37 protein-coding genes are annotated in these 21,603 nt (G+C 33.6%); 35 read left to right on the forward strand and 2 right to left on the reverse strand.

Annotated elements, in window-relative coordinates; translation table 11 throughout:
• Positions 1 to 108 precede the first annotated feature (108 nt).
• Together ACQRC6_RS08400 and ACQRC6_RS08405 are read right to left on the reverse strand one after the other, a co-directional pair.
• Complete coding sequence (locus ACQRC6_RS08400) at positions 109 to 1,104, reverse strand: electron transfer flavoprotein subunit alpha/FixB family protein (protein WP_427848543.1); 996 nt, start codon at positions 1,102 to 1,104, stop codon at positions 109 to 111.
• An 8-nt stretch (positions 1,105 to 1,112) separates the two neighbouring features.
• Entirely contained in the window at positions 1,113 to 1,910 is a 798-nt protein-coding gene (locus tag ACQRC6_RS08405) for an electron transfer flavoprotein subunit beta/FixA family protein (RefSeq protein ID WP_427848544.1), read from the reverse strand.
• A 203-nt stretch (positions 1,911 to 2,113) separates the two neighbouring features.
• Here ACQRC6_RS08405 and ACQRC6_RS08410 point away from each other — a divergent pair, with 203 nt between their 5' ends.
• The 35 genes from ACQRC6_RS08410 to rpsK all read left to right on the forward strand — a co-directional run bounded on the left by ACQRC6_RS08410 (position 2,114) and on the right by rpsK (position 21,587).
• Positions 2,114 to 2,875 (forward strand): class I SAM-dependent methyltransferase, encoded by a 762-nt coding sequence (locus tag ACQRC6_RS08410; RefSeq protein WP_427848545.1) that lies wholly within the window; start codon positions 2,114 to 2,116, stop codon positions 2,873 to 2,875.
• 1 nt (position 2,876) lies between these two features.
• Positions 2,877 to 4,025 carry an ABC transporter substrate-binding protein gene (locus ACQRC6_RS08415; protein ID WP_427848546.1) on the forward strand — a complete coding sequence of 383 codons (1,149 nt, stop codon included), beginning with the start codon at positions 2,877 to 2,879 and terminating at the stop codon, positions 4,023 to 4,025.
• Positions 4,025 to 5,047, forward strand: coding sequence for a FecCD family ABC transporter permease (locus ACQRC6_RS08420; RefSeq protein ID WP_427848555.1), 1,023 nt, complete (start codon positions 4,025 to 4,027; stop codon positions 5,045 to 5,047). Before ACQRC6_RS08415 ends, ACQRC6_RS08420 begins: the two co-directional genes overlap by 1 nt.
• On the forward strand, positions 5,044 to 5,844 hold the full coding sequence (locus ACQRC6_RS08425) for an ABC transporter ATP-binding protein (protein ID WP_427848547.1): 801 nt from the start codon (positions 5,044 to 5,046) through the stop codon (positions 5,842 to 5,844). Before ACQRC6_RS08420 ends, ACQRC6_RS08425 begins: the two co-directional genes overlap by 4 nt.
• Entirely contained in the window at positions 5,831 to 6,487 is a 657-nt protein-coding gene (locus ACQRC6_RS08430; RefSeq protein ID WP_427848548.1) for a cupin domain-containing protein, read from the forward strand. The genes ACQRC6_RS08425 and ACQRC6_RS08430 overlap by 14 nt, the downstream gene beginning before the upstream one ends.
• A 154-nt stretch (positions 6,488 to 6,641) precedes the next feature.
• Complete coding sequence (gene ahpC / locus ACQRC6_RS08435; RefSeq protein ID WP_427848549.1) at positions 6,642 to 7,211, forward strand: alkyl hydroperoxide reductase subunit C; 570 nt, start codon at positions 6,642 to 6,644, stop codon at positions 7,209 to 7,211.
• On the forward strand, positions 7,211 to 8,728 hold the full coding sequence (ahpF, locus tag ACQRC6_RS08440) for an alkyl hydroperoxide reductase subunit F (RefSeq protein WP_427848550.1): 1,518 nt from the start codon (positions 7,211 to 7,213) through the stop codon (positions 8,726 to 8,728). Before ahpC ends, ahpF begins: the two co-directional genes overlap by 1 nt.
• Positions 8,729 to 9,141: 413 nt before the next feature.
• A complete protein-coding gene (gene rpsJ, locus ACQRC6_RS08445) occupies positions 9,142 to 9,459 on the forward strand; it encodes a 30S ribosomal protein S10 (RefSeq protein ID WP_293557331.1) in 318 nt (105 codons plus the stop codon).
• 58 nt (positions 9,460 to 9,517) lie between these two features.
• Positions 9,518 to 10,150 carry a 50S ribosomal protein L3 gene (rplC, locus tag ACQRC6_RS08450; RefSeq protein ID WP_075660070.1) on the forward strand — a complete coding sequence of 211 codons (633 nt, stop codon included), beginning with the start codon at positions 9,518 to 9,520 and terminating at the stop codon, positions 10,148 to 10,150.
• A 17-nt stretch (positions 10,151 to 10,167) separates the two neighbouring features.
• A complete protein-coding gene (gene rplD / locus ACQRC6_RS08455) occupies positions 10,168 to 10,791 on the forward strand; it encodes a 50S ribosomal protein L4 (RefSeq protein WP_075660071.1) in 624 nt (207 codons plus the stop codon).
• A complete protein-coding gene (gene rplW / locus ACQRC6_RS08460; protein WP_293557333.1) occupies positions 10,791 to 11,078 on the forward strand; it encodes a 50S ribosomal protein L23 in 288 nt (95 codons plus the stop codon). The genes rplD and rplW overlap by 1 nt, the downstream gene beginning before the upstream one ends.
• Before the next feature lie 17 nt (positions 11,079 to 11,095).
• Positions 11,096 to 11,926: a 50S ribosomal protein L2 gene (gene rplB / locus ACQRC6_RS08465; protein ID WP_293557334.1), complete on the forward strand. Its 831-nt coding sequence runs from the start codon at positions 11,096 to 11,098 to the stop codon at positions 11,924 to 11,926.
• Positions 11,927 to 11,938: 12 nt separating this feature from the next.
• Positions 11,939 to 12,223: a 30S ribosomal protein S19 gene (gene rpsS / locus ACQRC6_RS08470; RefSeq protein WP_019107919.1), complete on the forward strand. Its 285-nt coding sequence runs from the start codon at positions 11,939 to 11,941 to the stop codon at positions 12,221 to 12,223.
• A gap of 11 nt (positions 12,224 to 12,234) precedes the next feature.
• Positions 12,235 to 12,570, forward strand: a complete 336-nt coding sequence (gene rplV / locus ACQRC6_RS08475; RefSeq protein ID WP_019107918.1) for a 50S ribosomal protein L22 — start codon at positions 12,235 to 12,237, stop codon at positions 12,568 to 12,570.
• 11 nt (positions 12,571 to 12,581) lie between these two features.
• Positions 12,582 to 13,346, forward strand: coding sequence for a 30S ribosomal protein S3 (gene rpsC, locus ACQRC6_RS08480; RefSeq protein WP_169968849.1), 765 nt, complete (start codon positions 12,582 to 12,584; stop codon positions 13,344 to 13,346).
• A gap of 17 nt (positions 13,347 to 13,363) precedes the next feature.
• Positions 13,364 to 13,795 carry a 50S ribosomal protein L16 gene (gene rplP, locus ACQRC6_RS08485; protein ID WP_075660075.1) on the forward strand — a complete coding sequence of 144 codons (432 nt, stop codon included), beginning with the start codon at positions 13,364 to 13,366 and terminating at the stop codon, positions 13,793 to 13,795.
• Positions 13,785 to 13,991, forward strand: coding sequence for a 50S ribosomal protein L29 (gene rpmC / locus ACQRC6_RS08490; protein WP_169968847.1), 207 nt, complete (start codon positions 13,785 to 13,787; stop codon positions 13,989 to 13,991). The genes rplP and rpmC overlap by 11 nt, the downstream gene beginning before the upstream one ends.
• Before the next feature lie 4 nt (positions 13,992 to 13,995).
• Positions 13,996 to 14,250 (forward strand): 30S ribosomal protein S17, encoded by a 255-nt coding sequence (gene rpsQ / locus ACQRC6_RS08495; RefSeq protein WP_169968845.1) that lies wholly within the window; start codon positions 13,996 to 13,998, stop codon positions 14,248 to 14,250.
• Positions 14,251 to 14,273: 23 nt separating this feature from the next.
• A complete protein-coding gene (rplN, locus tag ACQRC6_RS08500) occupies positions 14,274 to 14,642 on the forward strand; it encodes a 50S ribosomal protein L14 (protein ID WP_075660078.1) in 369 nt (122 codons plus the stop codon).
• A 14-nt stretch (positions 14,643 to 14,656) separates the two neighbouring features.
• A complete protein-coding gene (gene rplX / locus ACQRC6_RS08505) occupies positions 14,657 to 14,965 on the forward strand; it encodes a 50S ribosomal protein L24 (protein WP_075660079.1) in 309 nt (102 codons plus the stop codon).
• Between the two features lie 11 nt (positions 14,966 to 14,976).
• Positions 14,977 to 15,522 (forward strand): 50S ribosomal protein L5, encoded by a 546-nt coding sequence (gene rplE / locus ACQRC6_RS08510; protein ID WP_075660080.1) that lies wholly within the window; start codon positions 14,977 to 14,979, stop codon positions 15,520 to 15,522.
• Between the two features lie 11 nt (positions 15,523 to 15,533).
• Positions 15,534 to 15,719: a type Z 30S ribosomal protein S14 gene (locus tag ACQRC6_RS08515; RefSeq protein ID WP_005957510.1), complete on the forward strand. Its 186-nt coding sequence runs from the start codon at positions 15,534 to 15,536 to the stop codon at positions 15,717 to 15,719.
• 28 nt (positions 15,720 to 15,747) lie between these two features.
• Complete coding sequence (gene rpsH / locus ACQRC6_RS08520) at positions 15,748 to 16,143, forward strand: 30S ribosomal protein S8 (protein WP_075660081.1); 396 nt, start codon at positions 15,748 to 15,750, stop codon at positions 16,141 to 16,143.
• A gap of 14 nt (positions 16,144 to 16,157) precedes the next feature.
• Positions 16,158 to 16,694, forward strand: a complete 537-nt coding sequence (gene rplF / locus ACQRC6_RS08525; RefSeq protein WP_169968843.1) for a 50S ribosomal protein L6 — start codon at positions 16,158 to 16,160, stop codon at positions 16,692 to 16,694.
• Between the two features lie 15 nt (positions 16,695 to 16,709).
• Complete coding sequence (gene rplR, locus ACQRC6_RS08530; protein WP_075660083.1) at positions 16,710 to 17,072, forward strand: 50S ribosomal protein L18; 363 nt, start codon at positions 16,710 to 16,712, stop codon at positions 17,070 to 17,072.
• Positions 17,073 to 17,085: 13 nt separating this feature from the next.
• A complete protein-coding gene (rpsE, locus tag ACQRC6_RS08535) occupies positions 17,086 to 17,592 on the forward strand; it encodes a 30S ribosomal protein S5 (RefSeq protein ID WP_075660084.1) in 507 nt (168 codons plus the stop codon).
• Positions 17,593 to 17,602: 10 nt separating this feature from the next.
• A complete protein-coding gene (gene rpmD / locus ACQRC6_RS08540; RefSeq protein WP_075660085.1) occupies positions 17,603 to 17,779 on the forward strand; it encodes a 50S ribosomal protein L30 in 177 nt (58 codons plus the stop codon).
• A 13-nt stretch (positions 17,780 to 17,792) separates the two neighbouring features.
• Positions 17,793 to 18,242, forward strand: coding sequence for a 50S ribosomal protein L15 (gene rplO, locus ACQRC6_RS08545; protein WP_019107904.1), 450 nt, complete (start codon positions 17,793 to 17,795; stop codon positions 18,240 to 18,242).
• Positions 18,242 to 19,522, forward strand: a complete 1,281-nt coding sequence (gene secY / locus ACQRC6_RS08550) for a preprotein translocase subunit SecY (RefSeq protein WP_075660086.1) — start codon at positions 18,242 to 18,244, stop codon at positions 19,520 to 19,522. The genes rplO and secY overlap by 1 nt, the downstream gene beginning before the upstream one ends.
• Positions 19,523 to 19,531: 9 nt before the next feature.
• Complete coding sequence (locus ACQRC6_RS08555; RefSeq protein WP_075660087.1) at positions 19,532 to 20,173, forward strand: adenylate kinase; 642 nt, start codon at positions 19,532 to 19,534, stop codon at positions 20,171 to 20,173.
• A gap of 3 nt (positions 20,174 to 20,176) precedes the next feature.
• Positions 20,177 to 20,431 (forward strand): KOW domain-containing RNA-binding protein, encoded by a 255-nt coding sequence (locus tag ACQRC6_RS08560; protein ID WP_075660088.1) that lies wholly within the window; start codon positions 20,177 to 20,179, stop codon positions 20,429 to 20,431.
• Positions 20,432 to 20,449: 18 nt separating this feature from the next.
• The gene (infA, locus tag ACQRC6_RS08565) at positions 20,450 to 20,668 is read left to right on the forward strand and encodes a translation initiation factor IF-1 (protein ID WP_005957367.1); all 219 of its coding nucleotides are present in this window, start codon (positions 20,450 to 20,452) and stop codon (positions 20,666 to 20,668) included.
• A 23-nt stretch (positions 20,669 to 20,691) separates the two neighbouring features.
• Positions 20,692 to 20,805, forward strand: a complete 114-nt coding sequence (gene rpmJ, locus ACQRC6_RS08570; RefSeq protein WP_010244353.1) for a 50S ribosomal protein L36 — start codon at positions 20,692 to 20,694, stop codon at positions 20,803 to 20,805.
• 11 nt (positions 20,806 to 20,816) lie between these two features.
• The gene (gene rpsM, locus ACQRC6_RS08575; protein ID WP_019107900.1) at positions 20,817 to 21,179 is read left to right on the forward strand and encodes a 30S ribosomal protein S13; all 363 of its coding nucleotides are present in this window, start codon (positions 20,817 to 20,819) and stop codon (positions 21,177 to 21,179) included.
• Positions 21,180 to 21,191: 12 nt separating this feature from the next.
• Complete coding sequence (gene rpsK / locus ACQRC6_RS08580; RefSeq protein WP_019124973.1) at positions 21,192 to 21,587, forward strand: 30S ribosomal protein S11; 396 nt, start codon at positions 21,192 to 21,194, stop codon at positions 21,585 to 21,587.
• The last annotated feature ends 16 nt before the right edge of the window (positions 21,588 to 21,603 follow it).

The raw sequence follows: 21,603 nt of genomic DNA on the forward strand, positions 1-21,603 counted from the left end.
GAATTAAATATTTAGTGAAAAGTTTTGTGTATCAGCTCATTTTAATAGTTTGTGAGCTGATATTTTTTTGACAATAAAATAAAGCCATGGAGACCACGGCTTTAAATCTTACTTTCTATTTTTAATTTCTTTTATTAAATCTGGAACTATGTTAAATAAATCGTCTACTATTCCATAGCTTGCTATGTTAAATATTGCTGCATTTGGATCCTTATTTATTGCAATAATTGTCGCAGAGTTTTCCATTCCCTTTGTATGTTGAATTGCTCCAGATATTCCAAGGGCAATGTATAGATCTGGTTTTACTTGCACGCCAGTTACTCCAACTTGAATGTCTTTATCACACCAGCCAAGGTCTGTTGCAGCTTTTGTTGCACCAACTGCACCGCCAAGAGCATCGGAAAGTTCTTCTACTAAATGCCAGTTTTCTGGTCCGCCAAGTCCTAATCCACCTGATACAACTATTTTTGAATTCATAAGCTTGTCGAGTAGTGGGTTGATGTCAGATTTTTCAAAGCCAATAAACTTTGTAGCAATGTCTTCTGCCTTAAGTTTTGCTTCTTCTTTTATGATTTCAACATTTTTACTTTCGTCGCGAGTTGCTTCCACAAAAGCTCCTCTTCCAATTGTTGCCATCATAACTTCAGATAAAATTCTTACGTCGCAGAATAATTTTCCGTCAAAGGAAGGTCTAATCCATTTTATGTCTTTTTTATCTTCTGTTAGTTCAACTGATGAGCAGTCTGCAACGAGTCCAACGCCTTTATTGGCAGAAACTCTTCCGGCAAGGTCACGACCGTTGTGGCTAGCTGGTAACATTATTATTGCAGGGTCGTATTTATCCATTAATGCTTCCAAAACTTTTGCATAGCCTAAGGTGTTGTAATTTTCTAAAAGTTCATCATTTACTTGTATTACTTTATCGGCGCCATAATACCCTGATTCCCTTGCAATGGCGTCGTTATTAAATCCAATTTCAACTGCTATTAGTTCTTTATTTAAATCCTCAGAAAGTTCTCTTGCCTTGGACATAGTTTCCTTAGTAATAAGTGAAAGTGAACCTTTTGATGTTTCGTTTACTACCCAAATATTTCCATTTTTCATTTTATCACCTACACTAATATTTTCTTATCTTCTAAAATTTTTATGACTTCTTTAATATTTCCACTTGCAGAACCAGTGTCAATCATGTTTCCTGCTTCTGATTTTCTAGGGGCACTTAAATCCTTTACTATTGTAAGAGAACCTTTTTGTCCAAGTTTGTCGAGGTCAAGTCCAAGGGAAGATGCAGTTAAGACGTGAATTTCTTTTTCCTTTGCAATTTCATCTCTATTTAGCGCAAATTTTGAAGGCTTGTTCACAGAACCCTTTAGGGCTGTTGCAACAAAAGGTGTAGATAATTTTACAGTTTCAACGCCTGTACCTACATTTCTTTTAACTTCAAATTCGCCATCTCGATAATTTATGTCGCATAGATAAGTAACTTGATTCATGCCGAGCCTTTCAGCAATTTGTGGACCTACTTGTCCAGTATCGCCGTCTGTAGTTTGGTCGCCTGTAAAGATTATATCGTAATCACAAATTGATTTTGCCGCTTCTGCAAGTGCATAGGAAGTTGCTATTGTGTCAGAGCCTCTAAACTCAAGTCCTTCTAATAAATAAGCCTCTTCTGCGCCCATTTGTATGCAGTCGCGCAAAAATTTTTCTGCAGAAGGTGGTCCCATAGTTAGAACGTCAATTTGCACATCTTCTTCTACTTGTTCTGATATATTTAATGCAAATTTAAGTCCACATAGGTCTGATGGATTTATTATAGTTTTAATTCCATCCCTAATTAGGTTATTAGTTTCTGGATCGATTTTTGCATTAGTTGTGTCAGGAACAGTTTTCATTAATAATAATATTTTCATAGTTCCTCCTTTAATATTCATATATTTAATTATATACCCTAAAAATAGTAATCTAAAATAAAGATTGTACTAGGATCCTTATAGAGAATAAAAGTAAAAATAAAATATTATTTGTTGCATTTGCAACTGATAATTAATATCAAATGATTTATAGTATTGGTGCAGGCGGATATTTACTATTTAATATATAGGAGGAAGAATTTATGGAAAAAGAAAAAAATATTTCAATGGGACATGATTTTTTAAAGTTTTTAGGTAGGACTAAACTTCGACCAGGTGGAGGGGTTGTTACTAAATGGTTACTAGAACAAGTGGAAATCAATAATTGTTCTAAAGTTTTAGAGGTTGCATGTAATCAAGGTGATAATTTGATTAGTTTATATAATAAATATAAATGTAAGATAATTGGAATAGACTTAGATGAGGGAGTTATTGAAACTTGCAAGGAAAATTTAGAGATTCTAGGATTTAATAATGATGTTGAGGTTTTAAAAATGAATGCTACAAACTTAGATTTTAAAGATGAATCCTTTGATCTAGTTTTAAATGAAGCAATGCTTACAATGCTTTCTGATGATGATAAAAAATTAGCTTTAAAAGAATATTTAAGAGTTTTAAAGCCAGGTGGAAAATTAATTATACACGATGTTGCTATTGAAGGAAATGAAGAAGAGCTTAGAAAAAAAGTTTCTATAATGGCAAATATAAATGCTTGTCCACTTTCTAAATTTAACTGGGTTAAATTATTAGAAGAAATGGGTTTTGAGGTTATTGCTCAAAAGCATGGAGGATTTTTATTGCTTGATAAAGAAACAATAATAGAAGATGAGGGTGCCATTGGTGCTGTCAATTTCTATAAAAATGCAAATAAAGAAGAATTCAAAGAAAGAATAGCAAAAATGAAAAAAAGATCAGAAAATACTAATATTAGTTATATTGGAATAGTAGCAAGGAAAGGAATATAAAATGAAAAAAATAACAAAAAAATTAAGTTTAATTTTAGTTCTTACAATAATACTTGGACTTTTTTCTTCATGTAATAAAGAAGAGTCCAGTGAGGTAAATAATAAAGAAGATGTTGTTACAAATGAAACTAAAGAAGCTAAAAAAGAGGGAAAACATAAGATAATTGACCATGCAGGTAATGAAGTTGAAGTTCCTAACAATATAGAAAGAATTGTTATAGATCAAATTCCTATACTTTCCACGTATACTGCTTATCATGGAGGTAAAGCACCTTATATTGTAGGTTATGCCGGCTCTTTAAAAGAGGTCATTTCTGATACTGTATTAAAAGAAATGGCACCTGAGCTATTAAAAGCGGAGAATACTGTTCATGCTCAATCTGATATTAACATAGAAGAAATAATGAAGTTAAAACCTGATGTAATATTTTACAATGCACAAAATAAAGAACATTTCGAGCAATTAAGTAAAACTGGTATTCCTTGTGTTGGTTTTGCAACTGTTGGTGCAAAAACACCTGCTGACCCAATTAATAGATATGTGGAGTGGTTGAAACTTTTAGAAGATGTTTTTGAAGAAAAGGGCAAAATGGATAATTTTGTTGATGCTGGAAATAATATTGTGAAAGATGTTGAGCAAAGAATTGCAAAAGTTCCAGAAAATGAAAGGCCAAGTGCTATGATTTTATGGAAATATGTACAAGGAACACCAATTGTTGCAGGAAAAGGGGTATTTGGAGATTTTTGGTTAAGAAGACTTGGTGTAAAAAATGTTGCTGGAGAAGCTAAGGGATTTGCAAAGATAAATGTAGAACAAATTTATGAATGGAATCCAGATATATTATTTCTTGATGGACCAGGACTTCTTGACATCAAAACAAAAGATGTATTCGATAACAATGTTAAAGGAATTGATTTTTCTAATTTAAATTCTGTAAAAAATAGAAGAGTTTATAATACAAAACTCGGTATGTGGAATTGGTTTACACCTAATCCAGATGGACCACTTGTCTTAGCATGGCTTGCAAAATCAACTTATCCAGAATATTTTAAGGACTATGATTTAAATAAAATAATCAAAGAATATTATTCAAAATGGTACAACTACAATCTTAATGATAAAGAGATTGAGGATATGTTTAGTATATGATGAAAAAATATTTCATAAAAAATGGGAATATTAAATTTTATGTGTATATAATATTATTCATTTTTCCTATATTTAGTGCATTAATAGCCATTTCTATTGGAAGGATGAGCATAAGTATTTTCGATATATTAAAATTATTTAAAAATCATATTATGAATATAAAGTTGGATCCTATGCTTGAGTCTGTAATAATCAATATTCGCCTGCCTAGGATAATAACAGCATTAATTGTTGGAGCTGGACTTACTTGCGCTGGAATTACCTTTCAGTCACTATTTTCAAATCCACTTGCAACTCCTGACATTTTGGGAGTTACAAGTGCATCAAGTCTTGGAGCAATAATAGCTATACTATTATCATTAAATACTATGGGGATTCAAACCTTAGCACTTTTGACAGGGCTTTTATCAATTTTTATAACACTTAGAATAGTAAAAAGCGTTGGTTCATCAATTATTATGCTTGTATTATCGGGAATAATTGTGTCTTCGTTTGCAAATGCAATAAGTTCTCTTCTTAAATATACAGCTGATCCAACAGATAAACTACCGCAAATAACTTATTGGTTAATGGGTTCTTTTAGTAGAGCATCCTATGCTAATTTGCTTCTTGCAGGACCTTTAATAATTTTATCTGTGATTTTTATTTATAAAATGAGATGGAGATTAAATATACTATCTCTCTCAGAAGATGAGGCAAAATCTCTTGGGATAAATGTGAAAAACACGAGATTATTATTTATATTTGCATCAACTATTATTACTGCAAGTTCTATATCCCTATGTGGTCAAATTGGATGGATAGGTTTAATTATTCCACATATTTGTAGGCTGATAGTAGGAGCTAATAATGTTTACACAGTACCTATAGGCATAAGTTTTGGAGCAGCCTTTATGGTTTTGATTGAGTCTTTGTCGAGAACTATATCTGTAATAGAATTACCTATTTCTATTTTAACGGCTATTATTGGTGCACCAATATTTATAGCCTTACTTAGAAGAACGGGAGGACAATTTAGATGAGGTTAAAAGTTGAAAATGGTTATTTTAAATATAATAAATCGGAGTATCTTTTAAAAGATATTAATTTTGGACTTAATAATTCTGATGTGCTTTCGGTTTTAGGTCCCAATGGTGTTGGGAAGACAACTTTAATTAAGTGTATTATAGGTCTTCTAAATTGGAGTAAAGGAGAAAGTTTTTTAGAGGATAAAAAAATCTCAAGCATGAAAAGTAGAGAGCTTTGGAAAGAAATTTCTTATATTCCTCAAAAAAGACATTTTATATTTTCTTATTCTGGGTTAGAAATGGTTTTATTAGGTCTTGCTACAGAATTAAGTGCTTTTGAGAAGCCCAGAGAGGAAGATAGGAATAGAGCTGTAGAAACTATGAAAAAGATTGGTATTTGCCATCTAAAAGATAAGGATTGTAATAATATGAGTGGCGGAGAACTGCAAATGATTATGATAGCAAGAAGTTTAGTGAAGAAACCCAAGGTAATCATATTAGATGAGCCGGAAAGTGGATTGGATTTTAAAAATCAGTTAGTGATAATGGACTTAATAAAGAATTTAGCTAGAGAAGAAGGAGTAATTGTAATAATAAATACTCATTATCCAGAGCACGCATTGTCTATATCTAATAAATGTATTTTACTAAATTACAATGGAGAACATAAAATTGGAAATACAGAAGATATTTTAAATCCTTCAAATATAAGAGATGCTTTTGCAGTTAATGTATCAATTGAGAAAATAGAAATAAGTGGGAAAGGATACACAAGTATTATTCCCACGAGTATAGCAGGTGATAGATATTAAAAATATAGTTAAAGGGGAAACTTTAAAAGCAGAAGTTTTGATTCCTATTAAAAAAGCTCAAACTATCTCGAAAAAGATAAACATTGGCGAAGATTATAGTTTGATTTTATTGAGTTTATATAAGGGAACGGATATTAGCGGAGAAAACTATAATGAAGAAAAATTCTATTTTTTATTAGATGGAAAAGTTAAAATAGGTGGAAAAATATTAAAATCTAATGAATGTATAATATTTCAAAAAAATTTATTATTTGACATACGAGCAGAAAATAACAGTTATTTATTAGAAATAACTATATACAAAAAGGAGAATGATGAAATGAAAAACATATTAAAGGGAGAAGTAATAAAATTAAAAGATGCAATATCTTATGTTGATGGTGGAATTTCAAATTTAGATATAGTTTCAAGAAATGATTTAAAGATAATGTTAATGGCTTTTGACAAGGGAGAAGGCTTAAATCCTCATAGTGCACCAGGAGATGCACTAGTAATACCCTTAGAGGGAGAAGCTACTCTTACTGTTGATGATAAGAGTTATGAAGTAAAAGTAGGAGATCAATTAGTTTTTCCAAAAAATATAAACCATAGCGTCAAGGCTAGAACAAAGTATAAAATGCTTTTGATTTTAGCAATTGAATAAATAAATTGTACATTAACTAAGTGTTAAAATTTTGTTATTTATTTATAAGAAAGTAGTTTATAAAAAAAATTCTAGGGTATAATGAGAATGATAATATTTATCACAATATTATCGCGAAAAAAGTTAGATATTATTAAAATAAAAGGAGGATAATATGTCACAAATAGGAAAGAAAATCCCAGAGTTTAAAACAAATGGCTACAATCCAAAGAAAGAGGAGTTTATCGAAGTTACAAATAAAGATTTTGAAGGTAAATGGACAGTATTAATGTTCTACCCAGCAGATTTTACTTTTGTATGTCCTACGGAACTTGAGGATATGCAAGAACAATATGCTAAATTACAAGAATTAGGTGTTGAAGTTTATTCTATGTCAACTGATACGCATTTTGTTCACAAAGCTTGGCACGATCATTCAGAAGCTATTTCTAAACTAGAATTTACAATGCTTGCTGATCCACATAAATCAATTACAAGAGATTTTGATGTACTTGATGAAGAACCAGGTTTGGCGCAAAGAGCTACTTTTATTATTGACCCAGATGGAATAATTCAAACTGTTGAAATTAATGCTGATGGAATTGGCCGTGATGCTAGTCAAGTATACGATAAGATTCGTGCAGCACAATTTGTAAGAAATAATCCTGGCGAAGTATGTCCTGCTAAATGGAAGGAAACAGGAGAAACATTGACTCCGGGATTAGATCTTGTTGGTAAAATCTAATGTTAGATTCAAATCTAAAAAATCAGGTTAAGCAGTATTTGCAACTTCTCGAAAGAGAGGTTGTAATCACTGTAAGCCTTGATGAAAGTGAAAATTCAAAAAATGTTAAGGAATTTATAGATGAGTTATTGCCTTTATCAGATAAATTAAAACTAGAAGAAGGAAAATTAAAGTACACTCCTAGTTTTTCTTTATCTTCAGAAAATATTGAAGGAATAACTTTTGCAGGAATTCCATTGGGACATGAATTTGAATCCTTTGTCCTTGCACTTCTTCAAGTAGGGGGAAGAGCACCTAAGATTGAAGAGTCGCAAATAAATAGAATTAAAGCAATTGATAAAGAGCTTAATTTTCAAACAATTGTAAGTTTAAGCTGCCACAACTGTCCTGAAGTTGTTCAAGCTTTAAATATAATGTCTGTACTTAATCCTAAAATTAAACATACTATGATTGATGGCTCTATGTTTAAGGATTATGTCGAAGAATTAGGAATATTAGCTGTACCAACCTCCCATCTAAATGGCGAATTATTTTACAATGGAAAGATTTCTCTTAATGAAATTTTAAATAAAGTTACAGATGAAAAAGAAGAATTAAAGCTAGATGAAAAAGAAGAATTTGATATGTTGGTAATAGGCGGTGGACCTGCAGGAGCAACTGCAGCAATCTATGCGGCTAGAAAGGGAATAAAGACAGGGCTTGTTGCTAAGGAATTTGGTGGACAAGTTAAGGAAACCTTAGCTATTGAAAACATTACTGGAATTTCATATACTGAGGGACCAAAATTCATGGACGATGTTAGAGAACATGTAAAAAAATATAATGTGGACATTATAGATAATGTAAATGTAGAGAATATAATAGAAGAAAATCCAATTAAAATAATTACTGATCATGGAGAACTCAAGGCTAAAACAATAGTTATAGCAACTGGTGCTAAGTGGAGATTAATCGGAGTTCCTGGTGAAATTGAGTTTAGAAATAAGGGTGTAGCTTATTGTACACATTGTGATGGACCTTTATTTAAGGATAAAAAGGTTACAGTCATAGGCGGAGGAAACTCCGGAATAGAAGCAGCCATTGACTTGGCAGGTATTGCAAAGGAAGTTTTAGTATTAGAATTCTTACCAGAATTAAAAGCAGACTCTATATTACAAGATAAGTTAAAGAAACTTAAAAATGTAAGAGTAGTTACTAATGCAGCTACACAAAGTCTAGAAGGCGAAAAAGTTTTAGAGAAAATAACTTATCAAGATAGAGTTAGTGGCGAAGTGATTACAGAAGATACACAGGGATGTTTTATTCAAGTTGGACTTGTTCCTACAACTGAATGGATTGACAATGTAGAGAAGAATTCTCGTGGCGAAATTATAGTAGATGAGTTTGGAAAAACTAATAAAGAAGGAATTTACGCAGCGGGAGATTGTACAAATTCTACATTTAAACAAATTGTAATAGCACAAGGTAGTGGAGCTACAGCTGCACTAGGTGCATATAATTATTTAATGACTAAATAAAAAATTATAGTCCAATTATTATATATTGAAGAATATAGTGATGTTGTAAAATAGATAATTTTATTTTGCAACATCTTTTTTTGAAGTAAATAAAAATTATGGAAAAGTTTCTCCGAAAATTATATGAGAGAAATGAAAAAATTTTCAAAAAAATTTTAAATACTTTAAAAAATGGCTTTACATTGGCTTAAATTTACTATATAATGTTTAAGCGTTTAAAAAGAATGTTGCGATGAAATCATAAGTTGCTTGAAACTTTGCCGAAAAAAAGGAGTTTCGAGGTAATTATGACGGAGAAGTCCAGGCTGGACTTGGGCGAGGGTTATTTTTTTCAGATGGGCTCTATGATACACTAGGGTGCGTTTATCGATAACCCCATTCGCAAGTAAGGCTTTAGCGAATAGGAGGTAAATATGTCTAACAAAGGCAAACAAAAAATCAGAATTAAACTTAAAGCTTATGATCACGAATTACTTGATAATTCAGCGTTAAGAATTGTTGAAGCTGCTAAGAAGAGCGGTGCAGAAGTATCTGGACCAATTCCTCTTCCAACAGAAAAGGAAATTATTACAATTATAAGAGCTGTACACAAGTATAAGTATTCAAGAGAACAATTTGAGCAAAGAACTCACAAGCGTCTAATTGATATACTTAATCCTACACAAAAAACTGTAGATTCACTTATGAAGTTAAATCTACCAGCTGGTGTAGACATAGAAATTAAACTTTAAGACTTTGCTTTATATGACTTCTATTTAGAAGTCCGCTGTAAATACTAGGAGGTGCAACATGAAATATTTAGTAGGTAAAAAAATTGGCATGACCCAAATTATTGATGAAGAGGGTAATGTTACTCCTGTCTCAGTTATTGAAGTAGAACCAAATGTTGTTGTGCAAAAGAAAACAATTGAAAGTGATGGATACAATGCTATCCAAGTTGCAACACATGAAGTTAAAGAAAAAAAACTTAACAAACCTGAGAAGGGACATTTCGACAAGGCAGGCGTAGGATATAGAAAACATCTTTCTGAATTTAGAACTGATGATGTAGATTCTTACAACCTTGGAGATGAAATAAAGGTAGATATTTTTGAAGTAGAGGAACATGTTGATGTAATTGGTACTTCAAAGGGTAAAGGAACTGCAGGTATTATCAAACGCCATAACTTTGGCCGTGGTAGAGAAACTCACGGTTCTAAATTCCACAGAATGCCAGGTGGTATGGGTGCTGCTTCTTATCCAGGAAAAGTATTCAAAAACCATAGAATGGCTGGAAAAATGGGTAACGAAAGAGTTACTGTTCAAAATTTAGAAATTGTTAGAATAGATACAGATAAAAATTTAATTTTAGTTAAGGGTGCTATCCCAGGACCTAAGAAGGGAACTGTAAGAATTAAAAGCACTGTTAAAATGACTAAATAAGATAGGGAGGTTAAGAAATGCCTAAAATTCAAATGATTGACATTAAGGGAAATCCTGTTGAAGAAGTCGAACTAAGTGAAGGGCTATTTGATGCTCCTATAAGCACTCATGCTGTTTATTTAGTTGTTAAAAATATTTTGGCTAATAAAAGACAAGGTACTCACTCTGCTAAAACTCGTGCTGAAGTGCGTGGAGGCGGAAGAAAGCCTTGGAGACAAAAGGGAACAGGTCGTGCAAGACAAGGTTCTATTAGATCACCTCAATGGAGAGGTGGCGGAGTTGTTTTCGCTAAGAAACCAAGAGATTATTCTTATACAACTCCTAAGAAGGCTAGAAGAGTTGCTCTTAAGTCAGTTCTTACTAGCAAATTCCAAGATGGTGAAATGATTCTTGTTGATAAGTTCACAATGGATGAGCCAAAGACAAAGATCTTTGCAAACATCTTAAAGGATATTAAAGCAGGAAAAAAAGCGCTTGTAGTTGTTAATGATGACGAAAAGGACGTTCAAAGGGCTGCAAGAAATATCGCTGGAGTAAAAACATCTAGAGCCACTGATATTAATGTATATGATTTATTAAAATACGATAATCTTATTATCTCAAAGGCTGCACTAGATGTTGTTGAGGAGGTTTTTAACTGATGAATAAATTTGACATTATTAAAAGACCTTTAGTTACTGAACAAAGTATGGATATGATGGCAGAAAATAAATACACTTTTGAAGTGCAAAAGGATGCCACTAAACCTGAAATCAGAAAAGCTGTTGAAGAAATCTTCGGCGTTAAGGTTGAAAAAGTATATACAATGAATATGCGTGGAAAATTAAAAAGACAAGGAGTTCATCAAGGTAGACGTCCTTCATGGAAAAAAGCTATAGTTAAGCTTACTGATGACTCAGAACCGATAGAATTTTTTGATTCTATCTGATAGTAGGAGGTATTAAAATGGCGATTAGAGGATTTAAACCTACAACTCCTGCCCGTAGACAGATGACTGTTGCTACGTTTGAAGAGATTACTAAGAAGACACCTGAAAAATCTCTTTTAGTTAGCATCAAAAAAACTGCCGGTAGAAATTCACAAGGTAGAATTACTAGTAGACATAGAGGCGGCGGAGTTAAGAGAAAATATAGAATTATAGATTTAAAGAGAGATAAAGACAATATTCCTGCAAAAGTAGTAGCTATTGAATATGATCCATATAGAACAGCTTACATTGCACTTTTATCTTACGCTGATGGTGAAAAGAGATACATCATCCAACCTAATGGATTAAAAGTTGGGGATGTAATCGAATCAGGTTCAGAAGCAGATATTAAAGTTGGTAACGCACTAATACTTGCTGATATCCCAGTTGGTACTACTGTTCACAACATTGAAATGACTCCTGGAAAGGGCGGTCAAATAGCAAGAAGTGCTGGATCATCAGCTCAACTTATGGCAAAAGAAGGAAAATATGCTCAACTTAGACTTCCTTCAGGTGAATTTAGATTAATAAATCAAAGATGTAAGGCAACTATTGGACAAGTTGGAAATATTTCTCACGAACTTATTACACTAGGTAAAGCAGGTAAGAGCAGATATCTTGGAAAGAGACCACATGTTAGAGGATCTGCAATGAACCCTGTTGATCACCCTCATGGTGGTGGAGAAGGTAGAACTCCAGTAGGTAGACCTTCACCAATGACTCCTTGGGGCAAGAAAGCTCTAGGACTTAAGACTAGAAAGAAATCTAAAAAATCTGATATGTATATAGTAAGAAGAAGAACTAAGTAATCGGAGGGTATAATGAGTAGATCAATAAAAAAAGGACCATTTGCTGATGAACACCTTCTAAAGAAGGTTGACGAGCTTAATGAAAAGAACGAAAAGAAAGTAATTAAAACTTGGTCTCGTCGCTCAACTATTTTCCCTGAATTTGTATCACACACAATTGCTGTTCATGACGGCAGAAAACATGTGCCAGTATACATTACTGAAGACATGGTAGGACATAAATTAGGTGAATTTGTTCCAACAAGAACATATAGAGGCCACGGCGGCAAGAGCGAAAAGAGCACAACAGTTAAATAAGGAGGGTTATAATGCAAGCACAAGCAATTGCAAAATATGTAAGAATATCACCTCTTAAGGTGAATTATATTTGCGCTGAAATACGCGGCAAAAGCGTTGATGAGGCCCTCTCTATTTTAAAATTTACTAATAAGAGGGGAGCTCATGAACTCTATAAGGTACTAAAATCAGCTGTAGCTAATGCTGAAAACAACCTTAATTTGGACAGAGACGATCTTTATGTGAAAAAAGCATACGCTAATGACGGACCTACTATGAAGAGATTTCGTCCTAAGGCTAAGGGTATGGCTTATCCAATCCTTAAAAGATCAAGTCACATTGGCGTTGTAGTAGCAGAAAGAGAGTAAGGAGGTAGAGAATGGGCCAAAAAGTAAACCCACATGGACTTCGTGTTGGAATAATTAAAGATTGGGATTCAAAATGGTACGCAGACAAGAAAAATTTTGCCGATCTTTTAGTTGAAGACAACAATATTAGAAAATATGTCAAGAAAAAACTTTATACTGCAGGAATCTCTAAGATTGAAATTGAAAGAGCTGCTAATAGAGTTAAAGTTTCAATTCACACAGCTAAACCAGGAATGGTAATTGGACGTGGAGGAGCTGGAGTTGAAGAACTTAGAGCTGAAATTGAAAAGCTTACAAATAAATCTGTTGTAATAAATGTTGAGGAGATTAAAAATCAAGATTTAGATGCACAAATAGTTGCTGAAAGCATTGCAGAATCTCTTGAAAGAAGAGTTGCATTTAGACGTGCTATGAAACAAGCAATTCAAAGAACTATGCGTCAAGGAGCTCTTGGTATTAAGACTGCTGTATCAGGTCGTTTAGGCGGTGCAGATATGGCAAGAACTGAAGGTTATTCTGAAGGAACTATTCCTCTTCAAACATTAAGAGCTGATATCGACTACGGTTTCGCTGAAGCTGATACTACTTACGGCAAGATTGGCGTTAAGGTTTGGCTTTATAAGGGCGAAGTTCTCCCTGAATTAAAAGAAGATTCAAGAAGAAAACCTAGAGATAACAGAGATAATAGAGATAATAGAAATCGCAAAAGACGCGATAACAGAAACAATAATTTTAACAGAAACAATAGAAGAGACAATAAGAATAAAGAGTCTTAAAGAAGGGAGGAATAGTCATGTTGATGCCTAAGAGAGTAAAATATCGTAAAGTTCACAGAGGCAGAATGAAGGGCAAGGCTATGCGTGGTAATGAGCTTGCATATGGCGAATATGGTATAAAAGCTTTAGAACCTTGTTGGATAACTTCAAATCAAATAGAAGCGGCACGTCGTGCTATGACAAGATATATTCGTAGAGGTGGAAATATCTGGATTAAGATTTTCCCAGACAAACCTGTTACTGAAAAACCTGCTGAAACTCGTATGGGTTCTGGTAAAGGTGCTCCAGAGTATTGGGTTGCAGTAGTTAAACCAGGAAGAATTTTATTTGAAATGGGCGGTGTTTCTGAAGAAGTTGCAAGAGAAGCTATGAGACTTGCATCTATGAAACTGCCTGTGAAAACTAAATTCGTTATGAAAGATAAGGATGGTGACTCAAATGAAGGCTAATGAAATTCGCAAAATGACTAGCGAAGATTTAAATAATAAGGTTAATGAACTTAAAAATGAACTTTTTAATTTGAGATTCAGATTGGCTACTGGTCAACTTGACAATCCATCAAGTATTAAAAATGTCAAAAGAGATATAGCAAAAGTAAAAACGATCATTAGAGAACGTGAACTTGAAGTTGGAAAGGAGGCTTAATCTCATGGAAAGAAATTCAAGAAAAACTATAACAGGAATTGTAGTAAGCGATAAAATGGATAAGACTATTGTAGTTAAAACTGAGACTTTAAAGAATCATCCAATTTATAAAAAGAGATTTAAGAAAACTACTAAGTTCAAGGCTCATGATGAAAACAACGAATGTGGTATTGGTGATCGCGTAAAACTTATGGAAACTAGACCACTAAGTAAAGATAAAAGATGGAGACTTGTAGAAATTATTGAAAAAGCTCAATAATTTTAACTTGAAAGGAGAATAACATGATTCAACAAGAAACAAGATTGCGTGTTGCTGACAATTCAGGTGCAAGAGAACTATCTGTAATTAAAGTCCTTGGTGGAACTAATAGAAAAACAGCTAGTATCGGAGATATCGTGGTTTGTTCTGTAAAGAATGCAACACCCGGTGGCGTTGTCAAAAAAGGTTCTGTTGTAAAAGCAGTTGTTGTTAGAACAAACAAGGGTATCAGCAGAAAAGATGGATCTTACATTAGTTTTGACGACAATGCTGCTGTTGTAATTAAAGATGATAGAAGCCCTGTTGGTACTCGTATTTTTGGACCTGTAACTAGAGAACTAAGAGCTGGAAACTTTATGAAAATTATTTCTCTAGCTCCGGAAGTACTATAATTTGGAGGTGTAATATGAAAATTAAAAAGGATGACATCGTAAAAGTTATAGCCGGAAAAGATAAAGGCAAAACTGGTAAGGTATTAAGAACAATTCCTAAAAAAGATTTAGTAGTTGTTGAAAAGGTAAATATTGTTACTAAACACATTAAACCTAGAGGACCACAAAATCCAGGTGGAATAGAAAAAATGGAAGCTCCAATTCATGTATCTAATGTTATGTACTTTGACAGTGCATCAGGAAAAGCTACAAGAATTGGATATAAGATAGAAGACGGAAAAAAAGTTAGATTTGCAAAATCTAGCGGAAAGGTAATTAAGTAGGGGGTAGAATAATGACTTCAAGACTACAAGAAAAATATAAGACAGAAGTTGTGGGCCACCTAATGGAACGTTTCAACTACAGCAACGTTATGGAAGTACCGAAACTTGAAAAAATCACTATTAACATTGGAATTGGTGAAGCTAAAGACAATCACAAAGCTCTTGAATCTGCAGTAGAGGAACTTACTACAATAGCAGGTCAAAAGGCTGTTGTTACTAAGGCGAGAAAATCAATTGCCAACTTTAAACTTCGTGCAGGACAAAATGTTGGCGTTAAGGTTACTCTAAGAGGACAAAGAATGTATGAATTCTTAGACAAATTAATGAATGTTGCCCTTCCAAGAGTAAGAGACTTTAGAGGTGTTAAGCCTACTGCTTTTGACGGTAGAGGAAACTATGCTCTAGGCCTTAAAGAACAACTTATCTTCCCTGAAATTGAGTATGATAAAGTTGATGCTATTAGAGGAATGGACATCATCATAGTAACTACTGCTAATACTGATGAAGAAGCTAAAGAATTCCTAGATAAAATGGGAATGCCTTTTGCTAAGGCTTAAGGAGGTACATTGTGGCAAAAAAATCAATGATTGCAAAACAAAAGAGGAAACAAAAGTATTCTTCTCGTGAATATACTAGATGTAAAATTTGTGGAAGACCACATTCAGTTTTACAAAAATATGGAATATGTAGAATATGCTTTAGAGAACTTGCGTATAAGGGACAAATTCCTGGCGTAAGAAAAGCTAGCTGGTAAAGCCTTAGATGAAAGGAGGCAAACTGATATGATGACAGACCCAATTGCAGATATGCTATCAAGAATTAGAAATGCAAATAATGCAAGACATAAATCTGTTGATATTCCTTGTTCAAAAATCAAAAAAGAAATCGCTCAAATTCTTCTTGATGAAGGTTATATTAAAGGATATGATGTTGTTGAAGACGACAAACAAGGAATGATCAAGATTGATCTTAAGTATTCTCAAGACGGAGAAAGAGTTATTTCTGGATTAAAGAGAATATCTAAACCGGGACTTAGAGTTTATGTTAAGTGCGAAGATGTTCCTAAAGTTCTAGGAGGACTGGGAATTGCAATTATCTCTACATCTAAGGGAATAATTACAGATAAAATGGCAAGAAAAGAAAAAGTTGGCGGAGAGGTAATCTGCTACGTTTGGTAATTTGGAGGTGAAAAATGTCAAGAATTGGCAAAAAACCTATTGAAATCCCAAAGGGCGTTGATGTTAAAATTGACGGTCAAACAGTAACTGTTAAGGGACCAAGGGGTGAACTAACACAATCTTTTGATAAAGATTTAAAAATAGAATTAAATGACGGAGTTCTCACTGTAGAAAGACCAAATGAGATTAAAAAAATTAAGGCACTTCACGGTTTAACTAGAACTCTAATCTACAATATGATAATTGGCGTTACAGAAGGTTACTCAAAATCACTTGAAATAATCGGAACTGGATATAGAGCTGCTAAGAAGGGAAAGGTTCTTTCTCTTAACTTAGGATTTTCACATCCTCTTGATCTTGAAGATCCAGAAGGTATTGAAGTTGAAGTTCCTGCAGCTAACTCCATTATTGTAAAGGGTAATGACAAACAACAAGTTGGCGCTTATGCTGCTTACATTAGAAGCTTCAGAGAACCTGAACCTTACAAGGGTAAAGGTATTAGATATACTGATGAATATGTAAGACGTAAAGTTGGTAAGACTGGTAAGTAAGAGAGGAGAATTTAAGTGTTAAAAAAGATTAATAAAAATGCAAATAGAATAAAAAGACACAAAAGACTTAGAAATCATATCTCCGGTACTTCTGCTAAACCAAGACTTTCAGTTTACAGATCATCTAAGCATATTTATGCTCAACTAATTGATGATGAAGCTGGCAATACTTTATTAAGTGCATCAACTCTTGATAAGGCATTGAATTTAGAAAACACTGGAAATATTGAAGCGGCAAAGGCTGTTGGTGCTTCTATTGCTGAGAAAGCAAAGGAAAAAGGCATCGAAGAAGTTGTCTTTGATAGAAGCGGTTATGTATATCATGGCAAAATCAAAGCACTTGCTGACGCAGCTAGAGAAGCTGGGCTAAAATTCTAAGAAGGAGGAAGTAATGGAGCGTTCATTAATAAATGCGGCAGAACTTGATCTTGAAGAAAGAGTTGTATCTATAAATAGAGTTGCCAAAGTAGTTAAGGGTGGTAGAAATTTTAGATTTTCTGCTCTTGTAGTAGTTGGCGACAAAAATGGACACGTTGGTGTAGGTACAGGTAAAGCTCTTGAAGTTCCTGAAGCTATAAGAAAAGCAACACAAGATGCTAGAAAGCATATTATAAAAGTAAACCTACTAAATACTTCTATTCCTCATCAAGTAACTGGAATTTATGGAGCAGGTAGAGTTTTCTTAAAACCAGCAAGAGAAGGTACAGGAGTTATCGCAGGCGGAGCTGTTCGTGCTGTATGTGAACTTGCAGGTATCACTGATATTCGTACTAAGAATATTGGTACAAATAATCCAAGAAATACAGTTAATGCAACAATTGAAGGATTAAAACAACTTAAAACTGTTGAATCTGTTGCAAGACTTAGAAATAAATCAGCGGATGAAATAATAGGATAGGAGGAAAATCATGAGTACAATTAAAATTAAACTTGTAAAAAGTCCTATCGGTAGAGTACCTAAACACAGAAAAACAATAAAAGCACTTGGTCTTAAAAAATTAAACCAAGTTGTTGAAAAAAATGATACACCTCAAATTAGAGGTATGTTGAAACAAGTCGATTATATGATCGAAATAGTAGAATAAGGAGGTGTACCTAATGAAGTTACATGACTTAAGACCTAATGAAGGCGGCGGAGTTAAAGCTAGAAAAAGAGTAGGTCGTGGAATAGGTTCCGGTACTGGAAAAACATCTGGCAAAGGTCACAAGGGACAAAATGCTAGAAGTGGCGGAGGAGTTAGACCTGGATTTGAAGGTGGACAAATGCCACTATTTAGACGTCTTCCTAAGAGAGGATTTACAAATATCTTTAAGAAGGAATATGCAGTTATTAACGTAGCAGATCTTAATGTATTTGAAGAAGGAACTGAAATCACTCCTGAATTCTTAATAGAAAATAAATTTATCAAAGCTGGAAAAGCTAAAGACGGAATTAGAATTTTGGGAGATGGTGAATTAAATGTTAAACTTACTGTAAAAGCTCAGCATTTCTCAAAATCTGCTAAAGAAAAAATTGAGGCTTGCGGAGGAAAGGCCGAGGTGATTTAATGCTATCTACTTTTAGAAATGCATGGAAAATTGAGTCAATTCGCAAGAAGATGCTTTTCACTTTATTCATGCTTCTATTATATAGACTTGGATCACATATTGCTGTTCCTTACATGAACTCACAAGTTATTTCACAACTTATGAGTGGAGCAGGTGGATCAATTTTCTCCTTCCTAGATTTAATGGCAGGAGGTAACTTTAGAAGGTTTACAATTTTTGCCGCTAATATATATCCCTATGTTACTGCGTCAATTATTCTTCAACTTTTGACAATTGCAATTCCTTCATTGGAATCTCTTGCAAAAGAGGGAGAAACTGGTAGAAAGGCTATTGCAAAGTATACTAGATATCTTTCTATCGCAATAGCTCTTGTACAAGCCATTGGTTATACTTTTGGTCTTTTCAGACAAGCTATAAACGCAACAAGTGCTATTGAATATGCAACAATTATCCTATCAATTGTAGCAGGTACTGCTATTCTAGTTTGGATAGGTGAACAAATAACTGAACATGGAATTGGAAATGGTATTTCAATTTTAATTTTTGCAGGTATCGTTTCAAGATTCCCAATTGATATAGCTCAATCAGTTGCTCTTGTAAGAGCAGGAAAATCTAGTCCAATCTTTTTAGTGCTATTCGTAATAATTGCAATTGCAATTGTTGTATTTGTAGTAACACTTACTGAAGGTGAAAGAAGAATTCCTGTACAATATGCAAAGAGGGTTGTAGGAAGAAAAATGTATGGCGGTCAAGCTACTCATATTCCTATTAAAGTTTTGATGACTGGTGTTATGCCAATTATCTTTGCCAACTCACTACTTGCTATTCCAGCAACTATTGCTATGTTCACTAGTGAATCAACTAGAAATTGGATTCAAAAATGGTTAACTCCTGCTGGAGGACCTGGAGCTGTGATTTATATAATATTTACTATAATTCTTATTGTATTCTTCACATTTTTCTACACGACAATCCAATTTAATACTGTTGAATACTCTAAAAACCTTCAAGCTAATGGTGGCTTTATTAGCGGAATTAGAGCAGGTAAACCGACAAGTGATTATTTAGGTAGAACTTTGAATAGATTGGTTATGCCAGGAGCAATTGCGCTTTCTATACTTGCAGTTCTTCCAACTATACTAACACTTATTTCAGGATTACAATTTAATTATGGTGGTACTTCAATTATCATCGTAGTTGGTGTTGTGCTTGAAATTCACAGAGTATTAGAACAACAATTAATCATGAGAAATTATCGTGGTTTCTTAAAGAATAAATAGGAGGCATTTATGAAATTAGTTATATTGGGACCTCCAGGGGCCGGAAAGGGCACACAAGCTGAATATATTGTTGAAAGATACAATATTCCACACATTTCAACTGGAGATATCTTTAGAGAAAATATTAAGAACAACACAGAACTTGGTAAGGAAGCAAAATCTTATATGGATAAGGGACTTTTGGTTCCAGACGATCTTGTAATCGCGCTTGTTGAAGATAGACTAAACAAGGAAGATGCTAAAAAGGGATTTCTACTAGATGGGTTTCCAAGAACCGTAGCTCAAGCTGTTAGTCTTGATTCTATTTTAGATAAAAATGATGAAAAGCTAAATAATGTTATTAATATTACAGTTGATCCTAAAATTTTAATAGAAAGAGCTGTTGGAAGACGAGTTTGTAAAACTTGTGGAATGACTTATCATGTTAAATTCAACCCTCCAAAGGAAGAAGGAATTTGTGATAAGGACGGTACTAAGCTTATTCAAAGAGATGACGATACTGAAGAAACTGTAAAGACTAGAATTTCAGTTTACTTTGATCAAACTGCACCTCTTATTGATTACTACAGAGCGCAAAATCTTCTCGTAGATATCGACGGGGCTAAGGACATTGACAAAGTATTTGAAGATATAGTTAATGGTCTTGAATAGTTCATGGATAATACATTTAGTCTTTTAAGGGGACAAGTTGTAAGATCCAAAAAAGGTAGAGATGAGGGAAGAGTTTTTGTAATCACTGAGATTATAGATGATGATTTTCTCTTTATCGTAGATGGAAAGCTAAGAAAGCTAGATCGACCAAAGAAAAAAAAGGTAAAACATCTTTATATATATAAGGATGTCATTGATCTTAATGTTAAAGATTTAAATGACAGTTATATTAGAAAGAAACTATTACCTTATAGCTAAAGGAGGATCCTTAATAATATGGCTAAAGAAGATGTAATTGAAGTTGAAGGCGTTGTTGTAGACGCTCTTCCAAATACTCATTTCAAGGTTGAACTTGAAAACGGACATATCATACTTGCTCATATTTCAGGTAAATTGAGAATGAATTATATTAGAATTCTTCCTGGTGATAAGGTGACAGTTGAGCTTTCACCTTATGATCTTACAAGAGGAAGAATAACTTGGAGAAAGAAATAATCCTAGAGTTAGGAGGCATTTAAATGAAAGTAAGACCATCTGTAAAAAAGATGTGCGAAAAGTGCAAAATAATTAAACGAAACGGAAAAGTAATGGTAATTTGCGAAAATCCGAAACATAAACAAAGACAGGGATAAGGGAGGTAATTATGGCTAGAATTTCCGGTGTAGATTTACCTAGAGAAAAGAGAGTTGAAATCGGACTCACTTATATTTATGGTATTGGAAAACCTAGATCTCAAGCAATTTTAACTGCTGCAGGCGTTGATTTTGATACAAGAGTTAAAGATTTGACAGAAGCTGAACTTGCTAAAATTAGAGAAGAAATAGATAAATACCACGTAGAAGGTGATTTGCGTCGTGATGTTGCAATGAGCATCAAAAGACTTCGTGAGATCAACTGTTATCGTGGAAGAAGGCATAAAATGGGTCTTCCTGTAAGAGGACAAAAAACTAAGACTAATGCTAGGACAAGAAAAGGTCCTAAGAAACTTGTTAGTAAAAGTAAGTAAGGGGGGACTATAATGGCTAAGAAACAAAAAGTTACACGTTCTAGAAGACGTGTTCGTAAAAACATTGAAAAAGGAGAAGCTCATATAGCTTCAACATTTAATAACACTATGGTTACTCTTACTGATATTAACGGTAATGTTATTTCTTGGGCAAGTGCTGGACAACTTGGATTTAGAGGTTCAAGAAAGTCAACTCCTTTTGCAGCACAAGAAGCAGCACAAGAAGCAGCTGAAAAAGCTAAAGAACATGGATTAAAGAGCGTTGATGTATATGTAAAGGGTCCAGGTTCAGGAAGAGAAGCTGCTATTAGATCTCTTCAAGCATCAGGTCTTGAAGTAACTATGATTAAAGATGTTACTCCAATTCCTCATAATGGATGTAGACCACCAAAACGTAGAAGAGTCTAAACTATTTATCGAGAAG

This window comes from Peptoniphilus sp. SGI.035 (genome assembly GCF_050315115.1).
GTDB lineage: Bacteria > Bacillota > Clostridia > Tissierellales > Peptoniphilaceae > Peptoniphilus_A.